Source organism: Streptomyces sp. NPDC002324, from assembly GCF_053593335.1.
Genome location: NZ_JBSFCF010000021.1, coordinates 88,941 through 112,012, shown reverse-complemented (window position 1 = coordinate 112,012; position 23,072 = coordinate 88,941). Strand labels below are relative to the sequence as shown.

Sequence of the window (23,072 nt, the reverse complement as noted above, 5' to 3'; positions counted from 1 at the left end):
GCTCACCTCCTGGGGAGCAGCAAGGAACGGTGCCATTCGTAGTAGGCGGGAAGGACGGCACGAAGAACGCGGAAAGCCGATATTCCACCGCGTACCGTGCCGATCCGGACCAGTTCATGCTCTGGAGCGTCCACGACCACCCGGACGGCCGCAACCGGGCGTGCGCCGGATCTCACGGCGCAGTGGAGCGTGACGGCGGACTCCATGTCGACGGCGAGTGCGCCGGTCGCGTGGAGATCGGACCGTTCCTGGCCGCGTACGACGTGGTCGGACCCGGTGAGCGGGCCGGTGTGCACCGCGCGTCCGGGCACGGCGCGCTCCAGCTCCTTGACCAGGCGTCCGGTGGAGACGCAAGGAGTCACGGCGCCACCCGGCCCCCAGGTCTCCTCGGCGACGACCAGGTCGCCGGGGTGCATGCCCGGGGCGAGTCCGGCGCAGAACCCGGTGGCCAGTACGGCCGCCCCGCGCAGCCCCGGGTCGGCGAGCAGCCGGGTGACGGACCGTTCGGCGGCCCTCGGCCCCATGCCGGTGCGCAGGACGGTGACCGGGCCCCCGGCGCCGCCCCGGTCGCCGCTGCGCAGGACGAGCTGTTCGATGCCGAGCGCGCAGGCGATCAGCAGCGGGGCCGGGGCGGAGGGCGCGTCCATCAGCGTCCCCCGGGCTTCAGGAGGGCCGGCTCGCCGTGGACATACCGGCCGAGCGCGGTGAGCGGGAAGACCTGGCGGTAGAGGTGGTAGTTGATCGAGAAGTCCCAGGGGAACCCGGTGCCGGTGAAGTACGGCTCGTCCCAGGACCCGTCCTCGCGCTGGGTCCGGGCCAGCCACTCGACGCCGCGCTCGGTGGCCTTGGTGTCGCGCTCCCCCGCCGCCAGCAGCGCGAGCAGCGCCCACGCGGTCTGGGAGGCGGTGGAGGCGCCCTTGCCGCCCCATTCGGCGGGGTCGCGGTAGGAGCGCAGGTCCTCGCCCCAGCCGCCGTCGTCGTTCTGCACGGTCTCCAGCCAGGCCACGGCCCGGCGGATCGCGGGGTGCGCGGCGGGCAGCCCCGCGGTCACCAGGGCGGGGACCACCGACCCGGTGCCGTAGACGTAGTTGACGCCCCAGCGGCCGAACCACGCGCCGCTTGGCTCCTGTTCGGCGAGCAGCCACTCGATGCCGCGCCGGGTGCGCGGGTCGTGGGACAGGCCCTCCGCCGCGAGCATCTCCACCACGTGCGCGGTGACGTCGGCGGACGGCGGGTCGATGACCTCGCCGAAGTCGCAGAACGGCAGCCGGTTGGGGAACGGGCTGGTGTTGTCGGCGTCGAACGCGCCCCACGCCCCGTTCGCGGACTGCATGCCCAGGGTCCAGCGCACCCCGCGCCGCACCGCCTTCTCCACGCGCTCGGGGTCGTGGTGCTCGACCCGGCGCAGTGCGAGGACGACCTCGGCGGTGTCGTCGATGTCGGGGTAGTTGTCGTTGTGGAACTCGAACGCCCAACCGCCGGGCGGGAGTTGGGGCCGCTTCACCGACCAGTCGCCGGGGCGGACGATCTCCTCACCGAGCATCCAGTCGGCGGCCTTGACCAGTTGGGGGTGGTCGGCGGGCAGGCCGGCGTCGGCGAGGGCGATGGTGGCGAGGCAGGTGTCCCACACCGGGGACTGGCACGCCTCGATCATCCGGGCCCCGTCCTCGCGCCACACGGCGAACCGGTCGAGGGACTCCAGCCCGGCCCGCATCACGGGGTGCCGGAGGTCGTAGCCGAGCAGGTGCAGCGCGATGATCGAGTACACGGCGGGGGGCTGGATGCCGCCCCAGCAGCCGTCGTTCTCCTGACGCTCGACGATCCAGCGGGCCGCTCGGTTCATGGCTGCCCGGCGCAGCCGCCTCAGCGCCACCCTGTGGTAACCGTGCAGGGCCCGGTCGAGCCGCTGGAAGGCGCCCTCCCAGCTGCCCAGCGGGTCCAGGGGTCTGGGCGGGTTCGGCCGCCCCGGGTCGGTGTGCAGCTCGTCGAGCGGGAACGGCGCGGGCCGCACCGGGCGCTTGGCCGAGACGACGGTCAGCGGCACGATCGTCTGGCGGGCCCAGCAGCCGAAGTCGTAGATGTTCAGCGGCATCCACCGCGGGAAGTAGAGGATCTCCGGCGGCATCTCCGGCAGGTCGTCCCACTTCCACCAGCCGAACAGCGCCAGCCAGATGCGGGTGAAGACCCGGGCGGCGGCGATCCCGCCCCGCTCCCGGATCCACGCCGACGCCCGCGCCATGTGCGGCTCGGCCGGGTCGTCCCCCGCCAGCCGCAGCGCGACGTACGCCTCGACGGTGGCGGAGAGGTCGGACGGGCCGCCGTGGAAGGTGGCCCAGGTGCCGTCCGGGAGCTGCTCGCCCCGGATGTGGAGCGCGGCGGCGCGCGTGGTCCTGTCGTCGCGGATGCCCAGGAACTGACGGAGCAGCAGGTCCTCGGCATCCATGGTGACGTTGGTCTCCAGGTCGCCCTTCCACCAGCCCTGGGCGTCCTGCCGGGACAGCAGGAGGTCGGTGGCGCGCCGTACGGCGTGCACGGCAGCCTCCTGGACCCCTGCCGCCACAGGAGTGCCGTGGTCGGTGTCGCTGGCCGAGGGGGCGCGGGGCGGCAGGGCCCCGGTGCTTCCGTCGGTCGTCGCTGTCATGGCTTCCCCTTCGTGCAGTGGACGGATCTCTCTGCGGTGGGTCAGCCGTCGGCCGGTGCGTGTCCGGTGACGGGCACCGGCCGGCGACTACGCGAGCACTATTCGACCGGTGAGGGTCGACTCCTGGGTGGAGGCGGTCATCTCTTCCGTACGACGACGAAGTCGGCGAGCGCGGCGAACTGCTCCCGCACCCGCTCCGGCATCCGGATCGAGTCGAGCGCCTCGACGGCGATCGTGTGCTGGCGGCGGGCCTCCTGGGCGGTCCACTCCCGGCCGCCCGCCTCCTCGATGAGGGCGGCGCGCACGGCGAACTCCTCCTCGGAGAAGTTCTCGAAGTCGCTGCTCTTGGCGTCGGCGGCGAGGAGTTCCCCGAGCTGTTCGGAGGCCGGACCGCCGGCCGCGAGCGCGGCGACGACCGGCAGGGACTTCTTGCGCTGGCGCAGATCGCTCCAGGTCTGCTTGCCCGTGGAGACCGGGTCGCCCCAGATGCCCAGCAGGTCGTCGACGGCCTGGAAGGCGAGGCCCAGGTGGTAGCCGTACTTCTCCAGGGTGTCGGCGGTGTGGTCGTCCGCGCCGCCGAGGACGGCGCCGATGGAGCACGCGCAGGCGAGGAGGGCGCCGGTCTTGTTGCCCTCCATCTCCAGGCACTCCTCGACGGTGACCCGCTCGCGGTGCTCGTAGGAGATGTCCTGGGCCTGCCCGTCGATGAGCGCCCGGGTCGCGGTGGTGACGCGGCGGGTGGCGCGGGCCGCCTCGGCGGTGCCCAGTTCGAGGAGGATCTCGTTGGCGAGGACCATCAGGGCGTCGCCGACGAGGATGGCCTGGGCGGGGCCGTGGACCTTCCAGACGGTGTCGCGGTGGCGGCGCTGTTCGTCGCCGTCCATCAGGTCGTCGTGCAGCAGCGAGAAGTTGTGCACCAGCTCCACCGCGACCGCGCCGGGGATGCCGGTCTCGGGTGCGGCGCCGGTGACCTCGGCGGACATGACGGCGAGCGCGGGGCGTACGGCCTTGCCGCCGTCGCCGTCGGCCGGGTTGCCGTGGGCGTCGATCCAGCCGAAGTGGTAGGCGGCGACGGTGTCCATGGGGGGCGCCAGCCGGTCGACGGCCGCCCGCAGCACGGGTGTGGCCAGGGTCCGCCCGCGCTCCAGGAGCGCGGTCACGTCCACCGCGGTCCTCGCGGCGGCCGTCACGGCCGGGGGCACAGTGGGCACAGTCTCTCCAGATGTCGATGTGTTCGTGGTACCGAGAATGCGGGAACCGTTTCTGCGCGCTTCGAGCCTCACGCGGCCTCCTCGAAGTCGAAGAGGTGGTCCCGGGGCCGGCCCAGAGCGGCGAGGGCGGCGTCCGCCGCGCCGATGCCGCTGCGGACCGCACTCTCCATGGTCGCGGGCCACCCGGTGGCGGTCCACGCTCCGGCCAGGTACAGGCCGGGTGCCTTGGTGCGGGCGCCGGGCCTGAGCCGTCCGACGCCGGGGGTGGGAGCGAACGTCGCCGTGCGCTCCCGGGTCACGAAGAAGTCCCGCACCCGCGCCTCGCGCGCGGCGGGCAACAGCCGTTCCAGCTCGGGCAGATAGCGCTCGCGCAGTACGGAGACGGGGGTGTCGATCTCGTCCTGGGCGGCGGACTGCGACAGCGCCAGATACTGGCCCTCGCGCAGCCCGGACGCCTCGGTCCGGTCGAAGACCCACTGCACGGGCGAGCCGAGCGCCGCGAAGAACGGCCGGCTCAGCACCTTGCGGTCGTACACGACATGCACGTTGAGGATGGGCGCGGTGCCGATCTCCAGCAGCCGCCCGGGCTCGTCGAGCGCTCCCCCCGGCAGCAGGTCGTACGTCTCGCGCTGCGGTACGGCGAGGACGACCGTGTCGGCGTCGAGGCTCTCGCCGGGCGTCTCGACGCGCCAACTCCCGTTCCCCGCAGGGGAGACGGAGGTGACGCGGGTGCGCAGTACGGTGCGCACGCCCGCCGAGTCGAGCGCCTTGCGGGTCAGCCGGTCGTGCAGGTCGCCCAGCGGGACATGCGCCCAGCCGATGTCGGCGGCGCCCGGCTCGGACAGCAGGCCGGTCTTGAACACCATCGCGGCGAGTCCGAGGGAGGCGTCCCGGGCCACCGCGTTGAGGGTGGCGACGCCCACCAGGTCCCACAGCGCCTCGACGGCCCGCGGTGACTGGCCGTGCGCGGCGAGCCAGCTGCCGAAGTCCTGTTCGTCCAGGGCGGGATCGGCGAGGTCGAGTGCCTTGAGCGCCAGCGCGGCCCGCCCCACTTTCGCGCGTTCGGCGAGCGAGAGATGGGTGTACGTGGCGAGGCTGCGCCCCAGATGCAGGGGGACGGGCAGCGCGTCGCGCCGTAGTCTGCCGAGCCGTCGCCCGGGCCTGCCCCCGGCGTCGAGAACCGGCACGTCGAGACGATCCTGCAGGGGCGCGAGCGCGGCCGCGTCGACGCGGTCGAGGAACCAGCGGTAGGCGGTACAGCACCGCAGGTACACATGCTGGCCGTTGTCGACGGTGAGGTCGCCCCGCCGGAAGGAGAAGGCCAGTCCGCCGAGGCGGGGCCGCCCCTCCAGGAGGGTGACCCGCACGCCGGCGTCGGCGAGCGAGAGCGCGGCGGTGACACCGGCCAGTCCCCCGCCGACCACCACGGCCGTGCCGCCGACCCGGCCCGTACGGTCCGCGTCCGGCAGTCGCCCGGACTGTGCGCCGTCGGTCATCGTGCACCCTCCCCTGCCGGTCCGCCGGGGTGCCGCATCCCGCCGCGGCGGACCGTCGCAGTCAGGGACGCCGCGGTGGTGCGGAGGGTTGCGTACCGCTTTTCCCCGATGGGTTCACCTTGGAGCGAATTGTCCATCAGACGCGCCTCCTGACGGTTCGGCGCGACACATTGCGGGCGTCGAGACCGGAGAGGCCGCGTACGGCGACGTACGCCTTCTCGCGGCCGGGCAGCGAGACCCGGCCGCGCAGCACGGCCTCCGGCTCGCGCTCGATGCGGTCCAGCAGCCGGCGGTAGATGCCGGCCATGGCCGCCACGCAGGCGCCGCTGCGGCGGTCGAGCATCGGCAGCAGCCGGTAGCCCTCGGCGAACAGGGCGCGGGCCCGGCGCACTTCGAAGTGCACCAGACCCGCGAAGTCGGAGTCGGCCGGTGGGAAAGACCCGGCGAACCCGGCCGAGCAGCCGAACTTCGCCAGGTCGTCGGCGGGCAGATAGGTACGGCCGCCCACCGCGTCCTCGCGAACGTCCCTGAGGATGTTGGTCAGTTGGAGGGCGAGCCCGAGGGTGTCGGCGTACTCCGGAGCGCGTTCCGTGCCGCGCACACCCGGCTCGGTGCCGAAGACGCCGAGGGAGAGCCGCCCGATGGAACCGGCGACGCAGCGGCAGTAGACCTTCAGGTCGTCCCAGGTCTCGTAGTGCTCGCCGCGTACGTCCATGAGGACGCCGTCGATGAGTTCGTCGAGCGCGTCGAGCGGGATCGGGAAGGCCGCCCCGGCATGGGCGAGGGCGACGGCGACGGGATCCGTGTCGTCCTCGTCGACCGAGCCGTCCCGGACCCGGCTGAGCAGCGCCCGGGTCTCCTCCAGCCGGCCCGCCTTGACCTCGACCGCGAGAGCGCCGTCACCGATGTCGTCGACGCGCCGGGAGAAGGCGTACAGCGCGGACATCGCGCGGCGCTTGGGCGTCGGCAGCAGCCTGATGCCGTAGGCGAAGTTGCGGGCCTGCTGTCCGGTGACGGCCTCGCAGTAGCTGTAGGCGGCGAGTACCGGCGCGGACGTGTCTGGTTCCGACTCCACGGTCCGGATCACCCCTCTCCTCGCAGGGTCGCGCCCACCTCGCGCAGCAGCCGGAGCTTGCCGGGCTTGGGCGGGCCGGGAAGTACGTCGAATTCGGCGGCGGCGATCGCGTGGAGCGCCGCTCTTCCGCCCGCCACGAACCCCGCGAGGAGCAGCCGCAGCCTGCCGTGGACGCTGCTCACGAGGGGGGCGCCGTCGCTCAGGAGTCGACGGGCGCGTTCCGCCTCGTACGCGACCAGGGCGCGCACCGACGCACCCGCGGTGGGTGCGGCGAGGTCCCTCTCCTGGACGTGGAAGCGCTTCATGTCCGCGGCGGGGAGATAGATCCGGTCGCGGCCCAGGTCCTCGGCGACGTCCTGCAGGTGCTCGACGATCTGCAGCGCGGTGCAGATCGCGTCGGAGTGCCGGACCCGCTCGGGGGTGGTGGTGCCGGTGACGGCGAGGACCAGGTGACCGACGGGGTTGGCGGACAGCGCGCAGTAGGCGAGCAGGTCGTCGTAGGTCTCGTACCGCTTGACCAGTTGGTCCTGGCGATTGGCGGCGATCAGGGCGAGGAACGGTTCGGGGGTGAGGCGGCGGTCGCGGACCGTGCGCTGCAGGCGGCGCAGCAGCGGATGGTTCGGGGTGCCGTCGAAGACCTGGGCGAGTTCCGCCTCGAAGGCGTCGAGGAGGAGCGGTCGGTCGTCGGCGTCCTCGGGGGACACGCCGAGGAGGCGGGCGTCGGCGCCGCCGGGGGCGAGATCGCCGTCGCCGATGTCGTCGACGAGGCGGGCGAAGCCGTAGACGGCCATGAGGTCGTCGCGCCAGGCCCGGGGCAGGAAGAACGGGGCGACGGGGAAGTTCTCGGTCCCGGCCTTGTCGAGGGTGTCGCGCTCCGGGTCCCCGGTGCGCGCCGTCCCGGCATCGGTCACCGCTCGTCACCCGGCGCGGGCACGGCGGAAGCGTGGTTGAGCTGGGGAGTCTCCGTAGCCATGGCCGTCACATCTCCCGTTCTACACTGCCGACCCAAGACGCACTATTTCGGACACGCCGCCCAGTGGGCGGCGTCTGCGGCGGATGCCGGGTGTCGCGCATTATGGACCCACTTGCCGCGATTCGGCACCGTTACAGCTTACGTTGTACAACGCACCATGCTCCGTCGGGGTGTCCTGCACATCACAAGAAAGCACCGATTGCCCCCAAGATTCCTACGGGCGGCCGGAGTTGACACGGTCCTTGTCGATCCTTGCCGAAGTTGGCGTTTCCTTTGCGGACGCCGCTCCCCGGTATCCCTTGCAGACGCAGGGCCCCACCGGAACAGTTCCGGTGGGGCCCGGGTCGTTCGGGACTACTTGCCCGTGAACTTCTCGTATTCCTTCAGGACCTCGTCCGTCGGGCCGTCCATGCGCAGTTCGCCGCGTTCCAGCCACAGCACCCGGTCGCAGGTGTCCCGGATGGACTTGTTGTTGTGGCTGACCAGGAAGACCGTGCCGGCCTCCTTGCGCAGCTCGCGGATACGGGCCTCGGACCGCTTCTGGAACGCGCGGTCGCCGGTGGCGAGGGCCTCGTCGATCATCAGCACGTCGTGGTCCTTGGCCGCCGCGATGGAGAACCGCAGCCGGGCCGCCATGCCGGAGGAGTAGGTACGCATCGGCAGGGTGATGAAGTCGCCCTTCTCGTTGATGCCCGAGAAGTCGACGATGCCCTGGTAGCGCTCCCTGATCTGCTCGCGGGACATACCCATCGCGAGGCCGCCCAATATGACGTTCCGCTCGCCCGTGAGGTCGTTCATCAGGGCGGCGTTGACGCCGAGCAGCGAGGGCTGGCCGTCGGTGTAGACCTTGCCCTTCTCCGCCGGGAGCAGACCGGCGATCGCGCGCAGCAGGGTGGACTTGCCGGAGCCGTTGGAGCCGATCAGACCGATGGCCTCGCCGCGGTAGGCGATGAAGGAGACGCCCTTGACGGCGTGCACCTTGCGTACTCCGCGCTCTTCGCCGCGCTTGACGATGCGGCTGAGGGCGGCGGTCGCGCTGCCCTTGCCGGTCTTGGCGCCGTTGACGCGGTAGACGATGTGCAGTTCGTCCGCGATGACGGTGGGGATGAGTGACTCAGCCACGGCCGTACCTCTCCTCCGCCTTCCAGAAGTACACGAAGCCACCGAGCGCGATCAGCGCGGCCCAGCCGCCGGCGACCGCCCACACGTGCGGGGGCAGGTTCTCCGAGCCGTAGCCGTCGATCAGCGCGAAGCGCATCAGGTCCATGTAGATCGCGGCCGGGTTCCACTGCAGGACGCTGGCGATCCACTTGGGGTGGTCCTCCAGCATCACCGGGATGGAGAACATCACGCCGGAGGCGTACATCCAGGTCCGCATCACGAACGGCATCAGCTGCGCGAGGTCCGGGGTCTTGGACCCCATGCGGGCCATGATCAGCGCGAGGCCGGTGTTGAACAGGAACTGCAGCACCAGCACGGGGACGATCAGCAGCCAGGACAGCTGCGGGTAGCTGCCGAAGCCGACCGCCACGCAGAACAGCACGATCATCGAGAACATCAGCTGCTGGAGCTGCTGGAGCGCGAAGGAGATGGGCAGGGAGGCGCGCGGGAAGTGCAGGGCGCGCACGAGGCCCAGGTTGCCGGAGATCGCGCGGACGCCCGCCATCACCGAGCTCTGCGTGAAGGTGAACACGAACACACCCGTGACCAGGAACGGGATGTACACCTCGCGAGGCATGCCGCGGTCGGCGCCCAGGATCAGACCGAAGATCAGGAAGTACACCAGCGCGTTGAGCAGGGGGGTGGCCACCTGCCACAGCTGGCCGAGCTTGGCCTGGCTGTACTGCGCGGTGAGCTTCGCCTGGGAGAAGGCGAGGATGAAGTGACGCCGCCCCCACATCTGGCGGACGTACTCCACGAGTCCGGGCCGGGCGCCGCTCACGGCGAGCCCGTACTTGGCGGCCAGTTCCGTCGCGGAGAGCCCGTCGTCGGGCGACGGACGGTCGCTCACCACAACCCTGCCGTCATGCGTTGTCTCACTCACAAATGGAAACTTTCGTCCTCAAAGTGCGCAGCCTGGTCGGGCCGAGGCGGAAACCTGGGCCGGGTACGGCCGAATGCTCTCAGATTTCGAGCTTGTCAGATGACGGGCGGTCGGCCCAGTCGGGTCAGCCGCCACACCGTACGCCACTTCATGGGCCGGCGGGGGCCGCAGGGGCTCGTCCAGCCCTCCTTGAAGCCGCCGAACCAGGCCTTCAGCGCCGGGCCGGAGGGCTTGCGCAGGAGCGTCAGCAGCAGCCAGACGCCCAGGTAGACCGGGACGAGCGGGGCCGGGAGGTTGCGGCGCGCGAGCCAGACGCGGTTGCGCGCGACCATGCGGTGGTAGACCGCGTGCCGGGAGGGGGCGGTCGTGGGGTGGTACAGCACCATGTCGGAGCGGTAGTCGATCATCCAGCCCGCGTCGAGGGCCCGCCAGGCGAGGTCGGTCTCCTCGTGCGCGTAGAAGAACTCGTCCGGGAGCCCGCCGACTTCGGCGAAGACCTGGGTGCGCACGGCGTTGGCGCCGCCGAGGAAGGTGGTGACCCGGGAGGAGCGCATCGGGTCGGCGGCCCGCAGCCGGGGCACATGGCGCCGCTGGGTCTGCCCGGTGTCCGGGTCGGCGATCCGGAAGCTGACGATGCCGAGTCGCGGGTCCTCCTCGAAGGCCCGGCGGCAGAGTTCGGCGGTGTCGTGGTGGGCGAGCAGGCCGTCGTCGTCGAGGAAGAGGAGCACGTCGACGTCCCGGCCGCTGGGACCGAACGCCTCTGTCCCGATGTTGCGGCCGCCGGGTATGCCGAGGTTCTCGGGCAGCTCGACCGTCCGTACGCCCTCGGGGACGTCCGGGACGGGCGAGCCGTTGCCGACGACGACCACCTCGACCCGGTCGCCCTCCTGCTTGGCGACCGAGTCGAGGAGGGCGCGGAGTTCGTCGGGGCGGTTGCCCATGGTGATGATCACCGCGCCGACCTTCATGCCGCCGCTCACTTCAGCCTGCTGGAGGCCAGGATGGACACCAGGTGCAGCAGGGTCTGGAGCAGCGCGATGCCGGCGAGCACGGCGACGCCGAGCCGGGAGAAGAACAGGTCGCCCCGCATCTGGTCCAGGACCGCGAAGACCAGGATGAGCAGGGAGGCCTCGACGCCGAGGATGAGCCGGTGGAACTTCAGGGCGGCGGCGGCCCTGCGGGCCAGCGCCATGCCGGAGGAGCGCGGCTCGGCGGCCGACTCCTGGACCGGCGGCTTGCCCTGCTGGTGCCGGGCGACCCCGACGAGGTCCGTCTCGGCCTTGATCAGGATGGCGCCCAGCGCGGCGAGCGTGCCGAGGAAGGCCCACAGCCAGTCGATGCGGCCGGTGCCCCACAGGTCGGCGGCGCGCAGGCCGAAGCCGACCAGCACGGCCGCGTCGCAGAGGTAGGCGCCGACCCGGTCCACGTAGATGCCGGCCATCGAGTACTGCTTGCGCCAGCGGGCGATCTCGCCGTCGACGCAGTCGAACAGCAGATACAGCTGGACCATCAGCACACCGAGGACGGCGCCCGGGATTCCCGGCACCAGCAGGGCCGGGGCGGCGAGGACGCCGAAGACGGTCATCAGGTAGGTCAGCTGGTTGGGCGTGACCCGGGTGTTCACCAGGTGCCGGTCTATCCGCAGCGAGATCTCGCGCATGTAGAGCCGGCCGGCCCAGTGCTCACCGCTCCGCCGGTCCTTCACACCCGGGGGGTGAACGACCGGGCGGAGTTCAGCTACTGATGGCTTTGGCATAGTCGGCGTAGGCGTCCTTGATCTGGTCGGTGCTCAGTTCGAGGTGTTCCAGGATGGTGTAGCGGCCCGGCCGGGTCTGCGGGGCGAACTCCACGACCTGGACGAACTCGTCCACGGTGAAGCCGATCTCGTCGGGGAGGACCGGCAGGCCGTGGTGGCGCAGGACCTCGACCATCTGGCCCGCGACCTCGTGGTTGCCCCGCAGGAACGTGGCGAACGCGCCGCCTAGGCCGCACTGTTCACCGTGCAGGGCGTTGCGCTTGGGGAAGGTCAGGTCGAAGGCGTGGCTGATCTCGTGACAGGCGCCCGAGGCGGGACGGCTGTCACCGGCCACGGACATGGAGATCCCGCACAGGACGAGCGACTCGGACAACGTCGTCAGGAACTCGTCGTCGCCGACCCCGCCGGGGTGGCGGAGCACGGCCTCGGCGGCCTGGCGGGCCATGGCGGCGGCCAGTCCGTCGACCTTCTCGCCCGTCTCCCGGCTGGACAGCTCCCAGTCGGCCACGGCGGAGATCTTGCAGATCACGTCGCCGATGCCGGCCCGCACGAAGCGCACCGGTGCCTCGCGGATGACGTCGAGGTCGATGACGATGCCGATCGGGTTCGGCACACCGTAGGAGCCGCGGCCCGCGTCGTTGTCGAGGGTGGCGACCGGGGAGCACAGACCGTCGTTGGCGAGGTTGGTGGCGACGGCGACGAGCGGCAGGCCCACCCGGGCGGCCGCGTACTTGGCGCAGTCGATGACCTTGCCGCCGCCGAGCCCGACCACGGCGTCGTAGTGACCGCCCTTCTTGATCGAGTCGGCGAGCCGGACCGCTCCGTCGATGGTGCCGTCGGCGTCGCAGAACCAGTCCGCCTCCGGGAACGCGGGGGCGAACCGGTCGCGCAGCGCCGCGCCGGAGCCGGCGCTGATGGCGAAGGCCAGCCGGCCCGACGGCGCGATGCGCTGGTCCGACAGGATCGCCGCCAGATCATCGAGCGCGCCGGGACGGATGTCCACGACGACCGGCGAGGGGATGAGCCTCGTCAGTACTGGCACGCGATCTCACGTCCCTTGGCGAGGTCGTCGTGGTTGTCGATCTCGACCCACTTGACGTCACCGATGGGCGCGACGTCGATACGGAAGCCGCGGTTCACGAGCTCCTGGTAGCCGTGCTCGTAGAACTGCTGCGGGTCCGTCTCGAAGACCGTCTTCAGGGCGTCGGCCAGCTCGTCGGCGGCCTCGCCCTCGATGAGGGTGACGCCGATGTACTCACCGGTCGCCTCGGCCGGGTCCATCAGCTTGGTGATCTTCGTCATGCCGCCCTCGGGGCCGACGACGACCTTCATCTCCTCGTCGGCGAGGGACTTCACCGTGTCGAGGGCGAGGATGATCTTCTTGCCGTCGCCGCGGGCGGCCAGCAGGGTCTTCTCGACGGAGACCGGGTGCACGGTGTCGCCGTTGGCGAGGATCACCGAGTGCTTGATGGCGTCACGGCCGCACCACAGGGAGTAGGCGTTGTTCCACTCCTCGGCCTTGTCGTTGTCGATCAGGGTGATCTTGACGCCGTACTTCTGCTCCAGCGCCTCGCGGCGCTCGTAGACGGCCTCCTTGCGGTACCCGACGATGATCGCGACCTCGGTCAGGCCGATCTCGGCGAAGTTGCCGAGCGTCAGGTCGAGAACGGTGAGGCTGTCCTCGTCGCCCTCCGGACCGACCGGCACGAGCGCCTTGGGAAGGGTGTCGGTGTAGGGGCGAAGACGCCGTCCGGCGCCGGCCGCCAGCACGAGGCCGATCATGCGGGTTCTCCTTCATCGTGTACGGCGGGTGCGCCTGTCTTATGGGCGGTCACCCAGAAGCGGATGCTCTCGAAGAGCACCAGCAGCGCCACGGTCACGGCGAGAGCCGTGAGCGCGACCTTGAACTCTGTGGGCGCGAGCAGCGCGGCCAGGACGGTGACCAGCAGGGTCCTGCCTTCGTGTCCCCCGATGGCCCGCACCAGCCACTGCGGCGGCGCTCCGGCGTCCCCGCGGATGCGGTACACCGTGTCGTAGTGATGGTAGGCGACCGCGGCCACCAGCCCGAAAGCCGCGGGAAGGGCCCCGTTCACCTCGGCCTTGGCCGCGAGGATCAGGACGGTGCCGTACTCGGCGGCGCGGAAGAGCGGGGGGATCAGCCAGTCGAGGGGGCCCTTGAGGGGGCGGGCGACGGCTTCCGCGGACACCAGGACGTACGCGCCGGCGCAGATGACCACCGACCAGCCGGGCCCGTCGATCCAGGCCGCGAGCGCCACGACGACAGCGCCCGCGAGGGCGAACACCGGCGCCAGGGCACGCGGCCCGCCGGGCAGGACGCGGGCGAGGAACTCGGCCAGGGGCCCGCTGTCCGCGAGGTCCGCCAGCGCCCGCGCCGCGCGGTCCGTCCGCTCGGCCTTGCGCGTCAGGGAGCGCAGGACGCGACCAGCCGTGGTGTAGGTCGCGGCGAAGGCACAGCCGACGAGCAGCGCGTAGAAGGTGATGCGCGGTGTGGTGACCGCCGTGAGGACGGCGATCATGGCCCAGCGCTCGCCGATCGGCAGGACGATCATCCGGCGGATCCAGACCGTCCAGCCGACGCTGTCGAGCTTGCCCGACAGCGCGGCCGTGGGGCTGGTGTTGGCGGTGGCGGCCGAATCCCCGACGTTCGCCTCGTTGAAGGAGAAGTCGACGATGTGCCGGCAGCTCTGCAGGACCATCGCGCCGAGCGCGAGGGCCCATACATCGTCACCGCCGCGGGCGGCGCCGAGGGCGAGGCCCGCGTAGTAGGCGTACTCCTTGGCGCGGTCGAAGGTGGCGTCGAGCCAGGCGCCGAGCGTGGAGTACTGCAGGGAGTAGCGGGCCAACTGGCCGTCGGTGCAGTCGAGGACGAAGGAGAGGATCAGCAGCAGGCCGGCCGCGACGTAGCCACCTCGGGTGCCGGTGGCCGCGCAGCCCGCCGCGATCAGGGCGGTGAGCAGGGAGGCCGTGGTGACCTGGTTCGGGGTCAGACCCCGGCGGGCGCACCAGCGGGCGAGGTAGCGGGAGTACGGGCTGACGCAGTACGTGGTGAAGAAGCCGTCGCGGGACTTCACCGCGGTGCGCAGGCGTACGGCCTCGTCGTCGACGGCGGCGACCGCGCGCCGGGCCTCGTCACGCGCCTGCGGGTCGGCGGGGACGGCGGCGACCAGGGTGCCGAGTTCGGGGCGGTAAAGGCTGACACCGTCCGCGTCGAGGGCGGCGACGATCCGGTCGGCGACGCTGTCGACGGCGACGGCGGTGCTGCCGCTCACGGCGGGGTTCTCACGGGTCAGCACCCGGGTCAGCGCCTGACGGCCGGCGGCCCGTACGGTCACGGCGCCCGGCAGGGCGGCGGCCTCGAAGCGGGGGTCGGTGAGTCCCAGGCGCAGGGCGTGCACGTGGCCCACGAAGCGGGCGTCGACGAGCGCGACCCGCTGGTCCGCGGGCACCGTCGCCAGGAGCCTCGCGGCGTCACCGGCGTCGCAGGCGACCCGCACGTCGAAGCCGAGCGACCGCAGATCGCCCTCCAGCGACGATCCGGGCACCGGCTGACCGGTGAGGATGGCGGTCGACAGAGGAACTCACTCCCTGGGTGCCGACGCGACCGCGCCGGACATGTACGTGGTGGAAGGCGGCCAGGCCCTGGGGGCCGGCGGCGTGTCGGCAGAGGTTATCGGATGAAGGGAAGCAGGCGTTCACCGCCCGTTCACGGCCTGATCGGTTGTACCTGTTCAGGCCGTTGCTCCTCCGCCGCGATCATCATCGGGGATGTGGGGGGTGCGCCACAAACTCCGGTGCGCATATCGGTTCATAGAGGGTGAAGGGGTGGGTGCGTGCCCTTCCGAGGACCGTGATCCGCGGCCGCCGCACGCCGCGCGGGGAACCGTGCGTCGGGTCACGACGAGCGCCGTGCCCGCCAACCCTGCACGTCCTCCCCGGTGAACGGACACAACACGGCCCCCGACCCGCCCCCGAATAAGGTGGCCCCATGACATGGCTGATCACAGGCGGGGCGGGCTACATCGGCGCACACGTGGCGAAGGTCATGACCGAGGCCGGCGAACAGGTCGTCGCACTGGACGACCTCTCCGCGGGGGTTCGCGGCCGCCTCCCCGAGCACATCCCGCTGGTCCACGGCTCCGCCCTCGACGGCGACCTCCTCAAGCGCGTGCTGGCCGAGCACGCCGTGACCGGCGTGGTCCACCTCGCCGCCCGCAAGCAGGTGGGCGAGTCCGTCGCCCAGCCCACCCGCTACTACCAGGAGAACGTCGGCGGTCTCGCCACCCTCCTGGAGGCGGCGGCCGGAGCCGGGGTGGAGCGCTTCGTCTTCTCCTCCTCCGCCGCCGTCTACGGCAACCCGGACGTGGACCTCATCACCGAGGACACCCCGTGCGCCCCGATGAGCCCGTACGGCGAGACCAAGCTCGCCGGGGAATGGCTGGTCCGGGCCGCGGGCCGGGCACACGGCATGGCCACCGTGTGCCTGCGGTACTTCAACGTGGCGGGGGCCGCCGACGCGGCGCTGGCCGACACGGGCGTCTTCAACGTCATCCCGATGGTCTTCGACCGCCTCACCCGTGACGAGGCCCCGCGGATCTTCGGCGACGACTACCCGACCGCGGACGGCACCTGCGTGCGGGACTACATCCATGTCGCCGATCTCGCCGACGCCCACCTCGCGGCCGCCCGGCGCCTCGCCGGGGGCGCCACGGGCGACCTGACCGTGAACATCGGCCGCGGCGAGGGCGTTTCGGTCCGCGAACTCATCGACCTGGTGGGCGAGGTGACCGGCGACCGGCGCCCCGCGCTCGTCGAGGCGCGCCGTCCCGGCGACGCGCCGCGCGCGGTCGCCTCGGCCGCGCGGGCCGAACGCGAACTCGGCTGGACGGCCCGGCGCGGGGTGCGCGAGATGGTCGAGTCGGCCTGGGAGGGCTGGCGGCTGCATCGCGGTCTCTGACCCGTACCGATCATGACAACGCTCTGACCTGCGCATCGTTTCCGCAGGTCAGAGCACATGACAACGGTGTTCAGTGCCGCGTTGCCGGATACCCCCCACCCGTAGTTCACTGTGATCCGGAGCCGAACACACGGACGCTTTCGAGAGGCGGGCACCCCATGGGGGCTGGGCACGATCACGGGCACGCGCATCACGCGCCGACCACGGGTACGGCGGCAGCGGCGTACCGCGGACGGCTGCGCGTCGCGCTGTCGATCACGCTCACCGTCATGGCGGTCGAGATCGTCGGCGGCGTGCTCGCCGATTCGCTCGCGCTCATCGCGGACGCGGCCCACATGGCGACGGACGCGGTGGGCCTCGGGATGGCGCTCCTCGCGATCCACTTCGCGAACCGCCCGCCGAGCGGCAACCGCACCTTCGGCTACGCGCGCGCCGAGATACTCGCGGCGCTCGCGAACTGTCTGCTGTTGCTCGGCGTCGGCGGCTACGTCCTGTACGAGGCGATCCAGCGCTTCGTCACACCGGTCGGCACCGAGGGCGGGCTGACCGTCGTCTTCGGCGTGATCGGTCTGGTCGCGAACATGATCTCGCTGACCCTGCTGATGCGCGGCCAGAAGGAGAGCCTGAACGTACGGGGCGCCTTCCTGGAGGTGGCCGCGGACGCGCTGGGCTCGTTGGCGGTGATCATCTCCGCGGTGGTCATCCTGCTCACCGGCTGGCAGGCCGCCGACCCGATCGCCTCGCTGGTCATCGGCCTGATGATCGTCCCGCGGACGGTGAAGCTGCTGCGCGAGACCCTCGACGTCCTGCTGGAGGCGGCCCCGAAGAACGTCGACATGGCCGAGGTGCGAGCCCACATACTGGCGCTGCCCGGCGTGGAGGACGTCCACGACCTGCACGCCTGGACGATCACGTCCGGCATGCCGGTGCTCTCCGCCCATGTGGTGGTCGGCTCCGACACGCTGGACTCCATCGGCCACGAGAAGATGCTGCACGACCTCCAGGGCTGCATCGGCGACCACTTCGACGTCGAGCACTGCACGTTCCAGCTGGAGCCGAGCGGCCACGCGGAACACGAGGCGAGACTGTGCCTTTGACCACCGGGACGATCCACTGGACGACGCGACCGGAGACGTCCGCCGACCGGGAGGGGGTGTACGCCGTCAACGCCGCCGCCTTCGAGACCGACGCGGAGGCCAGGCTCGTCGACGCGCTCCGCGAGGACCCCGGGGCCTGGCTGCCGGAGCTGTCCTACGTCGCCGAGGCACCGGACGGCACGCTCGCGGCGTACGCGCTCATCACACGCTGCCATGTGGACGAGGTCCCCGCGCTGGCGCTGGCGCCCGTCGCGGTACTGCCGGACCGGCAGCGGCGGGGAGCGGGTGCGGCCGTCGTCCGCGCGGTACTGAAGGCGGCACGCGCGCGTGAGGAGGGGCTGGTCCTCGTCCTGGGGCATCCGGAGTACTACCCGCGCTTCGGCTTCGTACGTGCGTCCGAGTACGGCATCCGGCCGGGTTTCGACGTGCCGGACGCGGCGATGATGGCCCTGGTGCTGGACGGTTCCGCGCCGGTGGCGCCCGGCACCATCAGGTATCCGGCCGCCTTCGGGGTGTGACGCGCGGACCGGCGTGTGTCTGCGGGCCGGGGTGGACGGGTAGGACATGCGGGTTCGCGCGAAGTGCCGGGAGCGGCGGTTTCGTGCGGCAGACTTGAGGCTCGAAGAACGAGGCGAAGGATGGGCATGCCGATCACACCTGCCACCGCGGTGCAGAGTTCGCAGAACGGGACCACGGAAGCGATCCTGCTGGAGCTGGTCGACGAGGACGGCACCACGATCGGCACCGCGGAGAAGCTGGCCGCTCATCAACCGCCCGGTCAACTGCACCGGGCCTTCTCCGTGTTCCTGTTCGACGAGCGCGGGCGGCTGCTGCTCCAGCAGCGGGCCCTCGGCAAGTACCACTCCCCCGGCGTCTGGTCGAACACCTGCTGCGGGCACCCCTACCCGGGCGAGTCCCCCTTCGCGGCGGCCGCACGGCGGACGCACGAGGAGCTGGGGGTCTCCCCGGCGCTGCTCGGCGAGGCGGGCACGGTCCGCTACAACCACCCGGACCCGGACTCGGGTCTGGTGGAGCAGGAGTTCAACCATCTGTTCGTCGGTCTCCTGCAGGCCCCGCTGCGGCCGGACCCGGAGGAGGTCGGGGCCACCGCGTTCGTGACCCCGGACGAGCTGGCGGAGCGGCACGCCAAGGACACCTTCTCGGCCTGGTTCATGACGGTGCTGGACGCGGCCCGGCCGGCGGTCAGGGAGCTGACGGGCCCGGCCGCGGGCTGGTGACGGCCCCGGGCCGGTGGACCCGATCCGCGAACCGGTGATCACTCACCCCTGGATCAGGTGTGCGGGTCTGAGCGGCAGGGCGGCCCAGATCACCTTGCCGCCGCTCGCGGTGTGCTCGACGTCGCAGACGCCGCCCGCCTCCAGCGTGATCTCGCGCACCAGGAGCAGACCGCGGCCGCCGAGGCGGCCGTGGTCGGTCTCCAGGGCGGTCGGGCGGTAGGGGTGGTTGTCCTCCACGGAGACCCGCACCCACTCCGCTCCGACGGCGACCTCGACGGCCAGCGTGGGCGACAGGAGCGCCGCGTGTTTCACGGCGTTCGTCACCAGCTCGGAGACGATCAGCAGAAGTCCTTGGACGAGGTCGTCCGAGATCGGCACGCCCTGACGGGCGAGCAGGTCCCGGACGGCGCGCCGCGCCTGCGGCACCGAGGCGTCGACGGCGGCAGCGGTGAACCGCCAGACCCCTTCGTAGGGCAGTGGCTCCGGCGGCCTCGGGTCCTCGGCACCGTGCCCGCCGTCTTCAGGGCGTGGGTCGCTCCCGCGCCCTTGGTCGTCCATCGTCCGGTCGCCACCCTTGCGCTCGATTGTCACCACATGTCGAGTGTTGGTAACGGAGCGCCGAGCACGGAGGACTGAACAGAAGTCAGCGCGTATCGACGATTTTCGGATCGCCTGTGCGCGAGTGAGGCGGCCGCACGACTGTCTTTGTCCGACGCTTGTCCCTTCAGGAACTATTCGGGTTGTACGGGTTTGCCGCCGAAGCCGGTGGTGGGCCGACCGGAGCCACCGCACTAGCATCCGGTGCATGGAGCCTCAGCTGCTGGACACCGTCGCCGACGGGGTCGCGACCGTCGTCGTCCACCACCCGGCCAAGCGCAACGCCATGACGGCCGGGATGTGGCGGGCGCTGCCGCCGTTGCTCGGCCGGCTGGGCGCCGACCCCGGCGTACGGGCCCTGGTGCTCACCGGGGAGGGCGACACGTTCTGCGCGGGCGCCGACATCTCCACGCTGCGGGAGTTCCCGGGCGAGGCCCAGGAGCTGGCGGGCCGTGCCGAGGAGGCGCTCGCCGCCTTCGCCAAGCCGACCCTCGCGGCGATCCGGGGCCACTGCGTGGGCGGCGGCTCGCAGCTGGCGGCGGCCTGCGATCTGCGGTTCGCGGAGGAGGGGTCGCTGTTCGGGATCACTCCGGCGAAGCTGGGGCTCGTCTACCCGGCCTCCTCCACCCGGCGGCTGGTGTCGCTGGTCGGGCCGGGCACCGCCAAGTACCTGCTGTTCTCGGGCGAGTTGATCGACGCGGAGCGCGCACTGCGCACGGGGCTGGTGGACGAGGTGCTGCGCGCAGGCGAACTCGCCGGCCGGGTCGCGGAGTTCACCCGGATCCTGGTCTCGCGCTCCCGGCTGACGCAGGCGGCGGCCAAGGAGTTCGCGAACGGCCGCACCGACCGCGACGCCCACTGGGCCGAGCAGGCACGCGGCAGCGCCGACGCCGCGGAGGGCGTCGCCGCGTTCCTGGAGCGCCGGCAGCCCCGATTCACCTGGACGGTCTGAGGGGCGGCCGGCACCGGTCACATCAGGGCGAAGCGGCTGTTGGTGCGGAACTCCTCCACCAGGTGGGCGGGCGCCTTGTGCGGGGCGCCGGCGTCGTAGGGCGGCTGCGGGTCGTACTCGGTCATCAGCTGGACGGCCTGGGCGTGTTCGTCGCCCGCGATCCGGCCCACCAGGGTCAGGCCCATGTCGATGCCGGAGGAGACCCCGGCCGCGGTGACGTACTTGCCGTCGATCACGACCCGCTCCCCCGTGGGCTCGGCGCCGTACCGCTTGAGGAAGTCCAGCGCCAGCCAGTGCGAGGTGGCCCGGCGGCCTTCGAGGAGACCGGCGCCGGCCAGCAGGAGGGAGCCGGTGCACACGGAGGTCGTCCAGGCGCTGGTGCGGTCGGCCGTGCGCAGCCACGCGAAGAGGGTCTCGTTCTCCATCTGCTCGAACTGGCCGGGGCCGCCCGGCACCACGACGATGTCCGGACTCGGGACCTCGGCGAGGGTCCTGTCGGCCGTGAGCGCGAGGGCGCCGGTGTCGGAGCGGACCGGGCCCCTCTCCTCGGCGACGAAGACGAGTTCGGCGTCGGGGAGACGGCCGAGGGTCTCGTAGGGGCCCACCGCGTCGAGGGCGGTGAAGCGGTCGAAGAGGACGATGGCGATCTGCATGGGATCCCTTTCGCTTCGGTTCGGGGTCTCGATGTCGGCTTCGGTTCAGCGCGTGGGAGCCGGGGCCGGGCGAAAGCGGCGGCGGTACTCCGCCGGGGAGGTGCCTAGGGACTTCACGAAGGCGCGGCGCATGGCCTCGGCGGTGCCGTAGCCGCAGGTGCGGGAGATCTCCTCGACGCCGTCGGCGGTGTCCTCCAGGAGGCGGCGCGCGTGTTCGAGGCGGACGCGGTCCACGTATCGGCCCGGGGTCATGCCCGTCTCGGCCCGGAAGGCGCGGGCGAAGTGGCGGGGTGAGAGCCGGGCTCGGGCCGCCAGGCGCTCGACGCACAGGTCGGCGCCGGGATGCTCGGTGATCCACTGTTGCACCTCGCGGAGCGGCTCCCGCTGGGCCGTCTGGGCGGCGAGCTGGGCGCTGAACTGGGCCTGGTTGCCCGGTCGGCGCAGGAAGACGACGAGGTGGCGGGCGATGGCGAGGGCGGCGTCGCGGCCGATGTCCTCCTCGACGAGCGCGAGGGCCAGGTCGATGCCGGAGGTGACACCGGCGGAGGTGGCGATGTGGCCGTCGCGGACGAAGATGGGGTCGGGGTCGACCTCGATCGCCGGGTGATGGCGGGCCAGGGTGTCGCAGTACGCCCAGTGGGTGGTGGCCCGGCGGCCGTCCAGGAGGCCCGCCTCGGCGAGCAGGATCGCACCGGTGCAGACCGAGACCAGACGCTCCGCGCGCGGGCCGTGCTCGCGCAGCCAGGCGACGGTCTCGGGGGCGGGGCTGCGGGTGCCCTGGCCTCCCGGGACCAGCAGGGTGTGCGGGGCGGGTGCGGCGGCGAGAGAGTGGTCGGGGACCAGGGTGAGGCCACTGGAGGTGCGCACGGGCGCGCCGTCCAGGGAGGCCGTGTCGATGCGGTACGTCCCCGGTGTGTGCTGTTCCGCGCCGGCGAAGACCTCCAGGGGACCCGTGACGTCGAGGCTCTGCACGCCGTCGAAGAGGACGACCAGGACAGTTCGCATGTCATCGATTCTTGGGCGGGCGAGGCATGGCCGCAATGACGAGCACCCCACCTTTCCTGCCATGGGACGGGACGGGGCCCGCCGGGCCCTTTCCACCTACCAACCGGTCGGTAACATTGGGCCATGACCTCTTTCCTGCCGGAGCGCGCCGGGCGGCGCTGCCATGGGCTCCTCAACCCGTTCCACGCCGCGCACTACTTCTCGCCGGATCTCGGCCGGGAACTGGCCGCCGTGGGGGTGAAGGACCCACAGGCGGCGTACTTCGCGGTGCGGGCCGCGGCCATGGGCACGGTCGGCGCGGGCGTGGTGACCGCGACGTTCTTCAACTTCCGCCACGAGCGCGTGGCGGAGCACGTGCCCGCCGTCTGGGAGACCGCCGCGCCCGCGGTGGTGCTGGAGGCCCGTGAGCGCGCGGCCGACACCACGCTGCGGCGACTGCTGGGCGAGGAGGTGACCGCCTCCGAGGAGGTCGCCGAGGCGGCCCGGCTGGCGTTGCGCGCCACCGAGGCGTGCACGAGGACCGCGCGCCCCCTGTACGCGGCGCACGCCGATCTCCCCGTACCCGAACGCCCTCACCTCGCGCTCTGGCACGCGGCCACCCTGCTGCGCGAGCACCGCGGCGACGGACACCTCGCCGCCCTCCTCGACGCCGGTCTGGACCCGGTGGAGGCGCTGGTCAGCCACACCGCCACCGGCAAGGGCATGTCCCCGAAGTGGGCCCTCGGCACCCGCGGCTGGACCCGGGACGAGTGGGACGCCGCGAGCGACCGGCTGCGTGGGCGCGGACTGCTCGACGGCGAGGGCTCGCTGACGGAGGCGGGCGTGGCCCTGCGCCGGGAGATCGAGGACGCCACCGACCGCCTCGACAGCATGCCGTACGAGCATCTGGGCGCGCCCGGGGTGGAGAGGCTCACCGAGCTGATGACCGCGCTGGTGACACGCATGCTCGCCGCGGGCGCGTTCCCGGCGGGGATGATCGGCAAGGGCTGATCCGCACGGTCCAGGCATGAACGGCACGGAGTGCGGTACTCGATCTTTCCTGGCACAGCCGGCCGGGAGACGAAAGGGGAAGTACGTGTTCCGTGCCATCGCAGACGTGTTGCGACAGATCGGTGGGGCCGTCGCGACGGTGGTCACACTGCCGTTCCGGGCCGTGGCCCGGCTCTTCGGCGGCGCGTCGAGTTCGACGCGCGGCGGCGGGCGGGCCCGTCGGGCCTGAGAACGGCCGGGCCGAAGACCTAGGAGCCGGACGCGCGTGCCGCGTCCGGCTCCCCGTGCGTCCCGGCCTGGCCGGGTCCCGTCGACTCCGGTGTGCCGGGTCCCGTCGAGGCCGATCCGGTGGGGTCGTCCGCGGCCGGT

At 71.9% G+C, this 23,072-nt stretch carries 24 protein-coding genes; 7 read left to right on the top strand and 17 right to left on the bottom strand.

Annotation, left to right across the window (positions count from 1 at the left end; all coding sequences use genetic code 11):
- Positions 1-2: 2 nt before the first annotated feature.
- The 14 genes from ACWCRJ_RS25885 to ACWCRJ_RS25820 all read right to left on the bottom strand — a co-directional run bounded on the left by ACWCRJ_RS25885 (position 3) and on the right by ACWCRJ_RS25820 (position 14,789).
- The gene (locus tag ACWCRJ_RS25885) at positions 3-647 is read right to left on the bottom strand and encodes a phosphorylase family protein (protein ID WP_450941526.1); all 645 of its coding nucleotides are present in this window, start codon (positions 645-647) and stop codon (positions 3-5) included.
- Positions 647-2,641 (bottom strand): squalene--hopene cyclase, encoded by a 1,995-nt coding sequence (gene shc / locus ACWCRJ_RS25880; RefSeq protein WP_450941525.1) that lies wholly within the window; start codon positions 2,639-2,641, stop codon positions 647-649. Before shc ends, ACWCRJ_RS25885 begins: the two co-directional genes overlap by 1 nt.
- Before the next feature lie 137 nt (positions 2,642-2,778).
- On the bottom strand, positions 2,779-3,831 hold the full coding sequence (locus ACWCRJ_RS25875) for a polyprenyl synthetase family protein (RefSeq protein WP_005484607.1): 1,053 nt from the start codon (positions 3,829-3,831) through the stop codon (positions 2,779-2,781).
- 89 nt (positions 3,832-3,920) lie between these two features.
- Positions 3,921-5,348, bottom strand: a complete 1,428-nt coding sequence (gene hpnE, locus ACWCRJ_RS25870) for a hydroxysqualene dehydroxylase HpnE (protein WP_450941524.1) — start codon at positions 5,346-5,348, stop codon at positions 3,921-3,923.
- Positions 5,345-5,485: a DUF6380 family protein gene (locus ACWCRJ_RS25865; RefSeq protein ID WP_450941523.1), complete on the bottom strand. Its 141-nt coding sequence runs from the start codon at positions 5,483-5,485 to the stop codon at positions 5,345-5,347. Before ACWCRJ_RS25865 ends, hpnE begins: the two co-directional genes overlap by 4 nt.
- Entirely contained in the window at positions 5,485-6,435 is a 951-nt protein-coding gene (gene hpnD, locus ACWCRJ_RS25860) for a presqualene diphosphate synthase HpnD (RefSeq protein ID WP_450941522.1), read from the bottom strand. The genes ACWCRJ_RS25865 and hpnD overlap by 1 nt, the downstream gene beginning before the upstream one ends.
- Positions 6,432-7,334, bottom strand: coding sequence for a squalene synthase HpnC (gene hpnC / locus ACWCRJ_RS25855; protein WP_450941521.1), 903 nt, complete (start codon positions 7,332-7,334; stop codon positions 6,432-6,434). The genes hpnD and hpnC overlap by 4 nt, the downstream gene beginning before the upstream one ends.
- A gap of 416 nt (positions 7,335-7,750) precedes the next feature.
- Entirely contained in the window at positions 7,751-8,518 is a 768-nt protein-coding gene (locus tag ACWCRJ_RS25850; protein ID WP_005484611.1) for an ABC transporter ATP-binding protein, read from the bottom strand.
- Positions 8,511-9,440, bottom strand: coding sequence for an ABC transporter permease (locus tag ACWCRJ_RS25845; RefSeq protein WP_450941520.1), 930 nt, complete (start codon positions 9,438-9,440; stop codon positions 8,511-8,513). The genes ACWCRJ_RS25850 and ACWCRJ_RS25845 overlap by 8 nt, the downstream gene beginning before the upstream one ends.
- A gap of 95 nt (positions 9,441-9,535) precedes the next feature.
- On the bottom strand, positions 9,536-10,408 hold the full coding sequence (locus ACWCRJ_RS25840) for a glycosyltransferase family 2 protein (RefSeq protein ID WP_450941519.1): 873 nt from the start codon (positions 10,406-10,408) through the stop codon (positions 9,536-9,538).
- Positions 10,409-10,416: 8 nt separating this feature from the next.
- Positions 10,417-11,145 (bottom strand): CDP-alcohol phosphatidyltransferase family protein, encoded by a 729-nt coding sequence (locus ACWCRJ_RS25835; RefSeq protein WP_005484614.1) that lies wholly within the window; start codon positions 11,143-11,145, stop codon positions 10,417-10,419.
- A gap of 28 nt (positions 11,146-11,173) precedes the next feature.
- Positions 11,174-12,238, bottom strand: coding sequence for an iron-containing alcohol dehydrogenase family protein (locus ACWCRJ_RS25830; RefSeq protein WP_450941518.1), 1,065 nt, complete (start codon positions 12,236-12,238; stop codon positions 11,174-11,176).
- Complete coding sequence (locus ACWCRJ_RS25825) at positions 12,226-12,978, bottom strand: phosphocholine cytidylyltransferase family protein (RefSeq protein ID WP_450941517.1); 753 nt, start codon at positions 12,976-12,978, stop codon at positions 12,226-12,228. Before ACWCRJ_RS25825 ends, ACWCRJ_RS25830 begins: the two co-directional genes overlap by 13 nt.
- Positions 12,975-14,789, bottom strand: a complete 1,815-nt coding sequence (locus ACWCRJ_RS25820; protein ID WP_450941570.1) for a DUF5941 domain-containing protein — start codon at positions 14,787-14,789, stop codon at positions 12,975-12,977. Before ACWCRJ_RS25820 ends, ACWCRJ_RS25825 begins: the two co-directional genes overlap by 4 nt.
- A gap of 413 nt (positions 14,790-15,202) precedes the next feature.
- Here ACWCRJ_RS25820 and galE point away from each other — a divergent pair, with 413 nt between their 5' ends.
- From galE to idi, 4 genes are all read left to right on the top strand, one after another.
- Positions 15,203-16,171: a UDP-glucose 4-epimerase GalE gene (gene galE / locus ACWCRJ_RS25815; protein ID WP_450941516.1), complete on the top strand. Its 969-nt coding sequence runs from the start codon at positions 15,203-15,205 to the stop codon at positions 16,169-16,171.
- Between the two features lie 158 nt (positions 16,172-16,329).
- The gene (locus tag ACWCRJ_RS25810; RefSeq protein ID WP_450941515.1) at positions 16,330-17,268 is read left to right on the top strand and encodes a cation diffusion facilitator family transporter; all 939 of its coding nucleotides are present in this window, start codon (positions 16,330-16,332) and stop codon (positions 17,266-17,268) included.
- Positions 17,259-17,786, top strand: a complete 528-nt coding sequence (locus tag ACWCRJ_RS25805; protein ID WP_450941514.1) for a GNAT family N-acetyltransferase — start codon at positions 17,259-17,261, stop codon at positions 17,784-17,786. The genes ACWCRJ_RS25810 and ACWCRJ_RS25805 overlap by 10 nt, the downstream gene beginning before the upstream one ends.
- 126 nt (positions 17,787-17,912) lie before the next feature.
- Positions 17,913-18,506, top strand: a complete 594-nt coding sequence (gene idi, locus ACWCRJ_RS25800) for an isopentenyl-diphosphate Delta-isomerase (RefSeq protein ID WP_450941513.1) — start codon at positions 17,913-17,915, stop codon at positions 18,504-18,506.
- 42 nt (positions 18,507-18,548) lie between these two features.
- Here the strand turns inward: idi and ACWCRJ_RS25795 are convergent, their stop codons facing one another.
- Positions 18,549-19,064: an ATP-binding protein gene (locus ACWCRJ_RS25795; RefSeq protein WP_450941569.1), complete on the bottom strand. Its 516-nt coding sequence runs from the start codon at positions 19,062-19,064 to the stop codon at positions 18,549-18,551.
- Positions 19,065-19,311: 247 nt separating this feature from the next.
- Here ACWCRJ_RS25795 and ACWCRJ_RS25790 point away from each other — a divergent pair, with 247 nt between their 5' ends.
- On the top strand, positions 19,312-20,055 hold the full coding sequence (locus tag ACWCRJ_RS25790; RefSeq protein ID WP_450941512.1) for an enoyl-CoA hydratase/isomerase family protein: 744 nt from the start codon (positions 19,312-19,314) through the stop codon (positions 20,053-20,055).
- Positions 20,056-20,072: 17 nt separating this feature from the next.
- Here ACWCRJ_RS25790 and ACWCRJ_RS25785 read toward each other — a convergent pair whose 3' ends face one another.
- Entirely contained in the window at positions 20,073-20,708 is a 636-nt protein-coding gene (locus tag ACWCRJ_RS25785) for a DJ-1/PfpI family protein (RefSeq protein WP_450941511.1), read from the bottom strand.
- Between the two features lie 45 nt (positions 20,709-20,753).
- Positions 20,754-21,713, bottom strand: coding sequence for a GlxA family transcriptional regulator (locus ACWCRJ_RS25780; RefSeq protein WP_450941510.1), 960 nt, complete (start codon positions 21,711-21,713; stop codon positions 20,754-20,756).
- 123 nt (positions 21,714-21,836) lie between these two features.
- Between ACWCRJ_RS25780 and ACWCRJ_RS25775 the strand changes: the two genes are divergently transcribed.
- Together ACWCRJ_RS25775 and ACWCRJ_RS25770 are read left to right on the top strand one after the other, a co-directional pair.
- Positions 21,837-22,703, top strand: coding sequence for an SCO6745 family protein (locus ACWCRJ_RS25775; protein ID WP_450941509.1), 867 nt, complete (start codon positions 21,837-21,839; stop codon positions 22,701-22,703).
- Positions 22,704-22,788: 85 nt separating this feature from the next.
- Positions 22,789-22,932 carry an LPFR motif small protein gene (locus ACWCRJ_RS25770; RefSeq protein ID WP_450941508.1) on the top strand — a complete coding sequence of 48 codons (144 nt, stop codon included), beginning with the start codon at positions 22,789-22,791 and terminating at the stop codon, positions 22,930-22,932.
- The last annotated feature ends 140 nt before the right edge of the window (positions 22,933-23,072 follow it).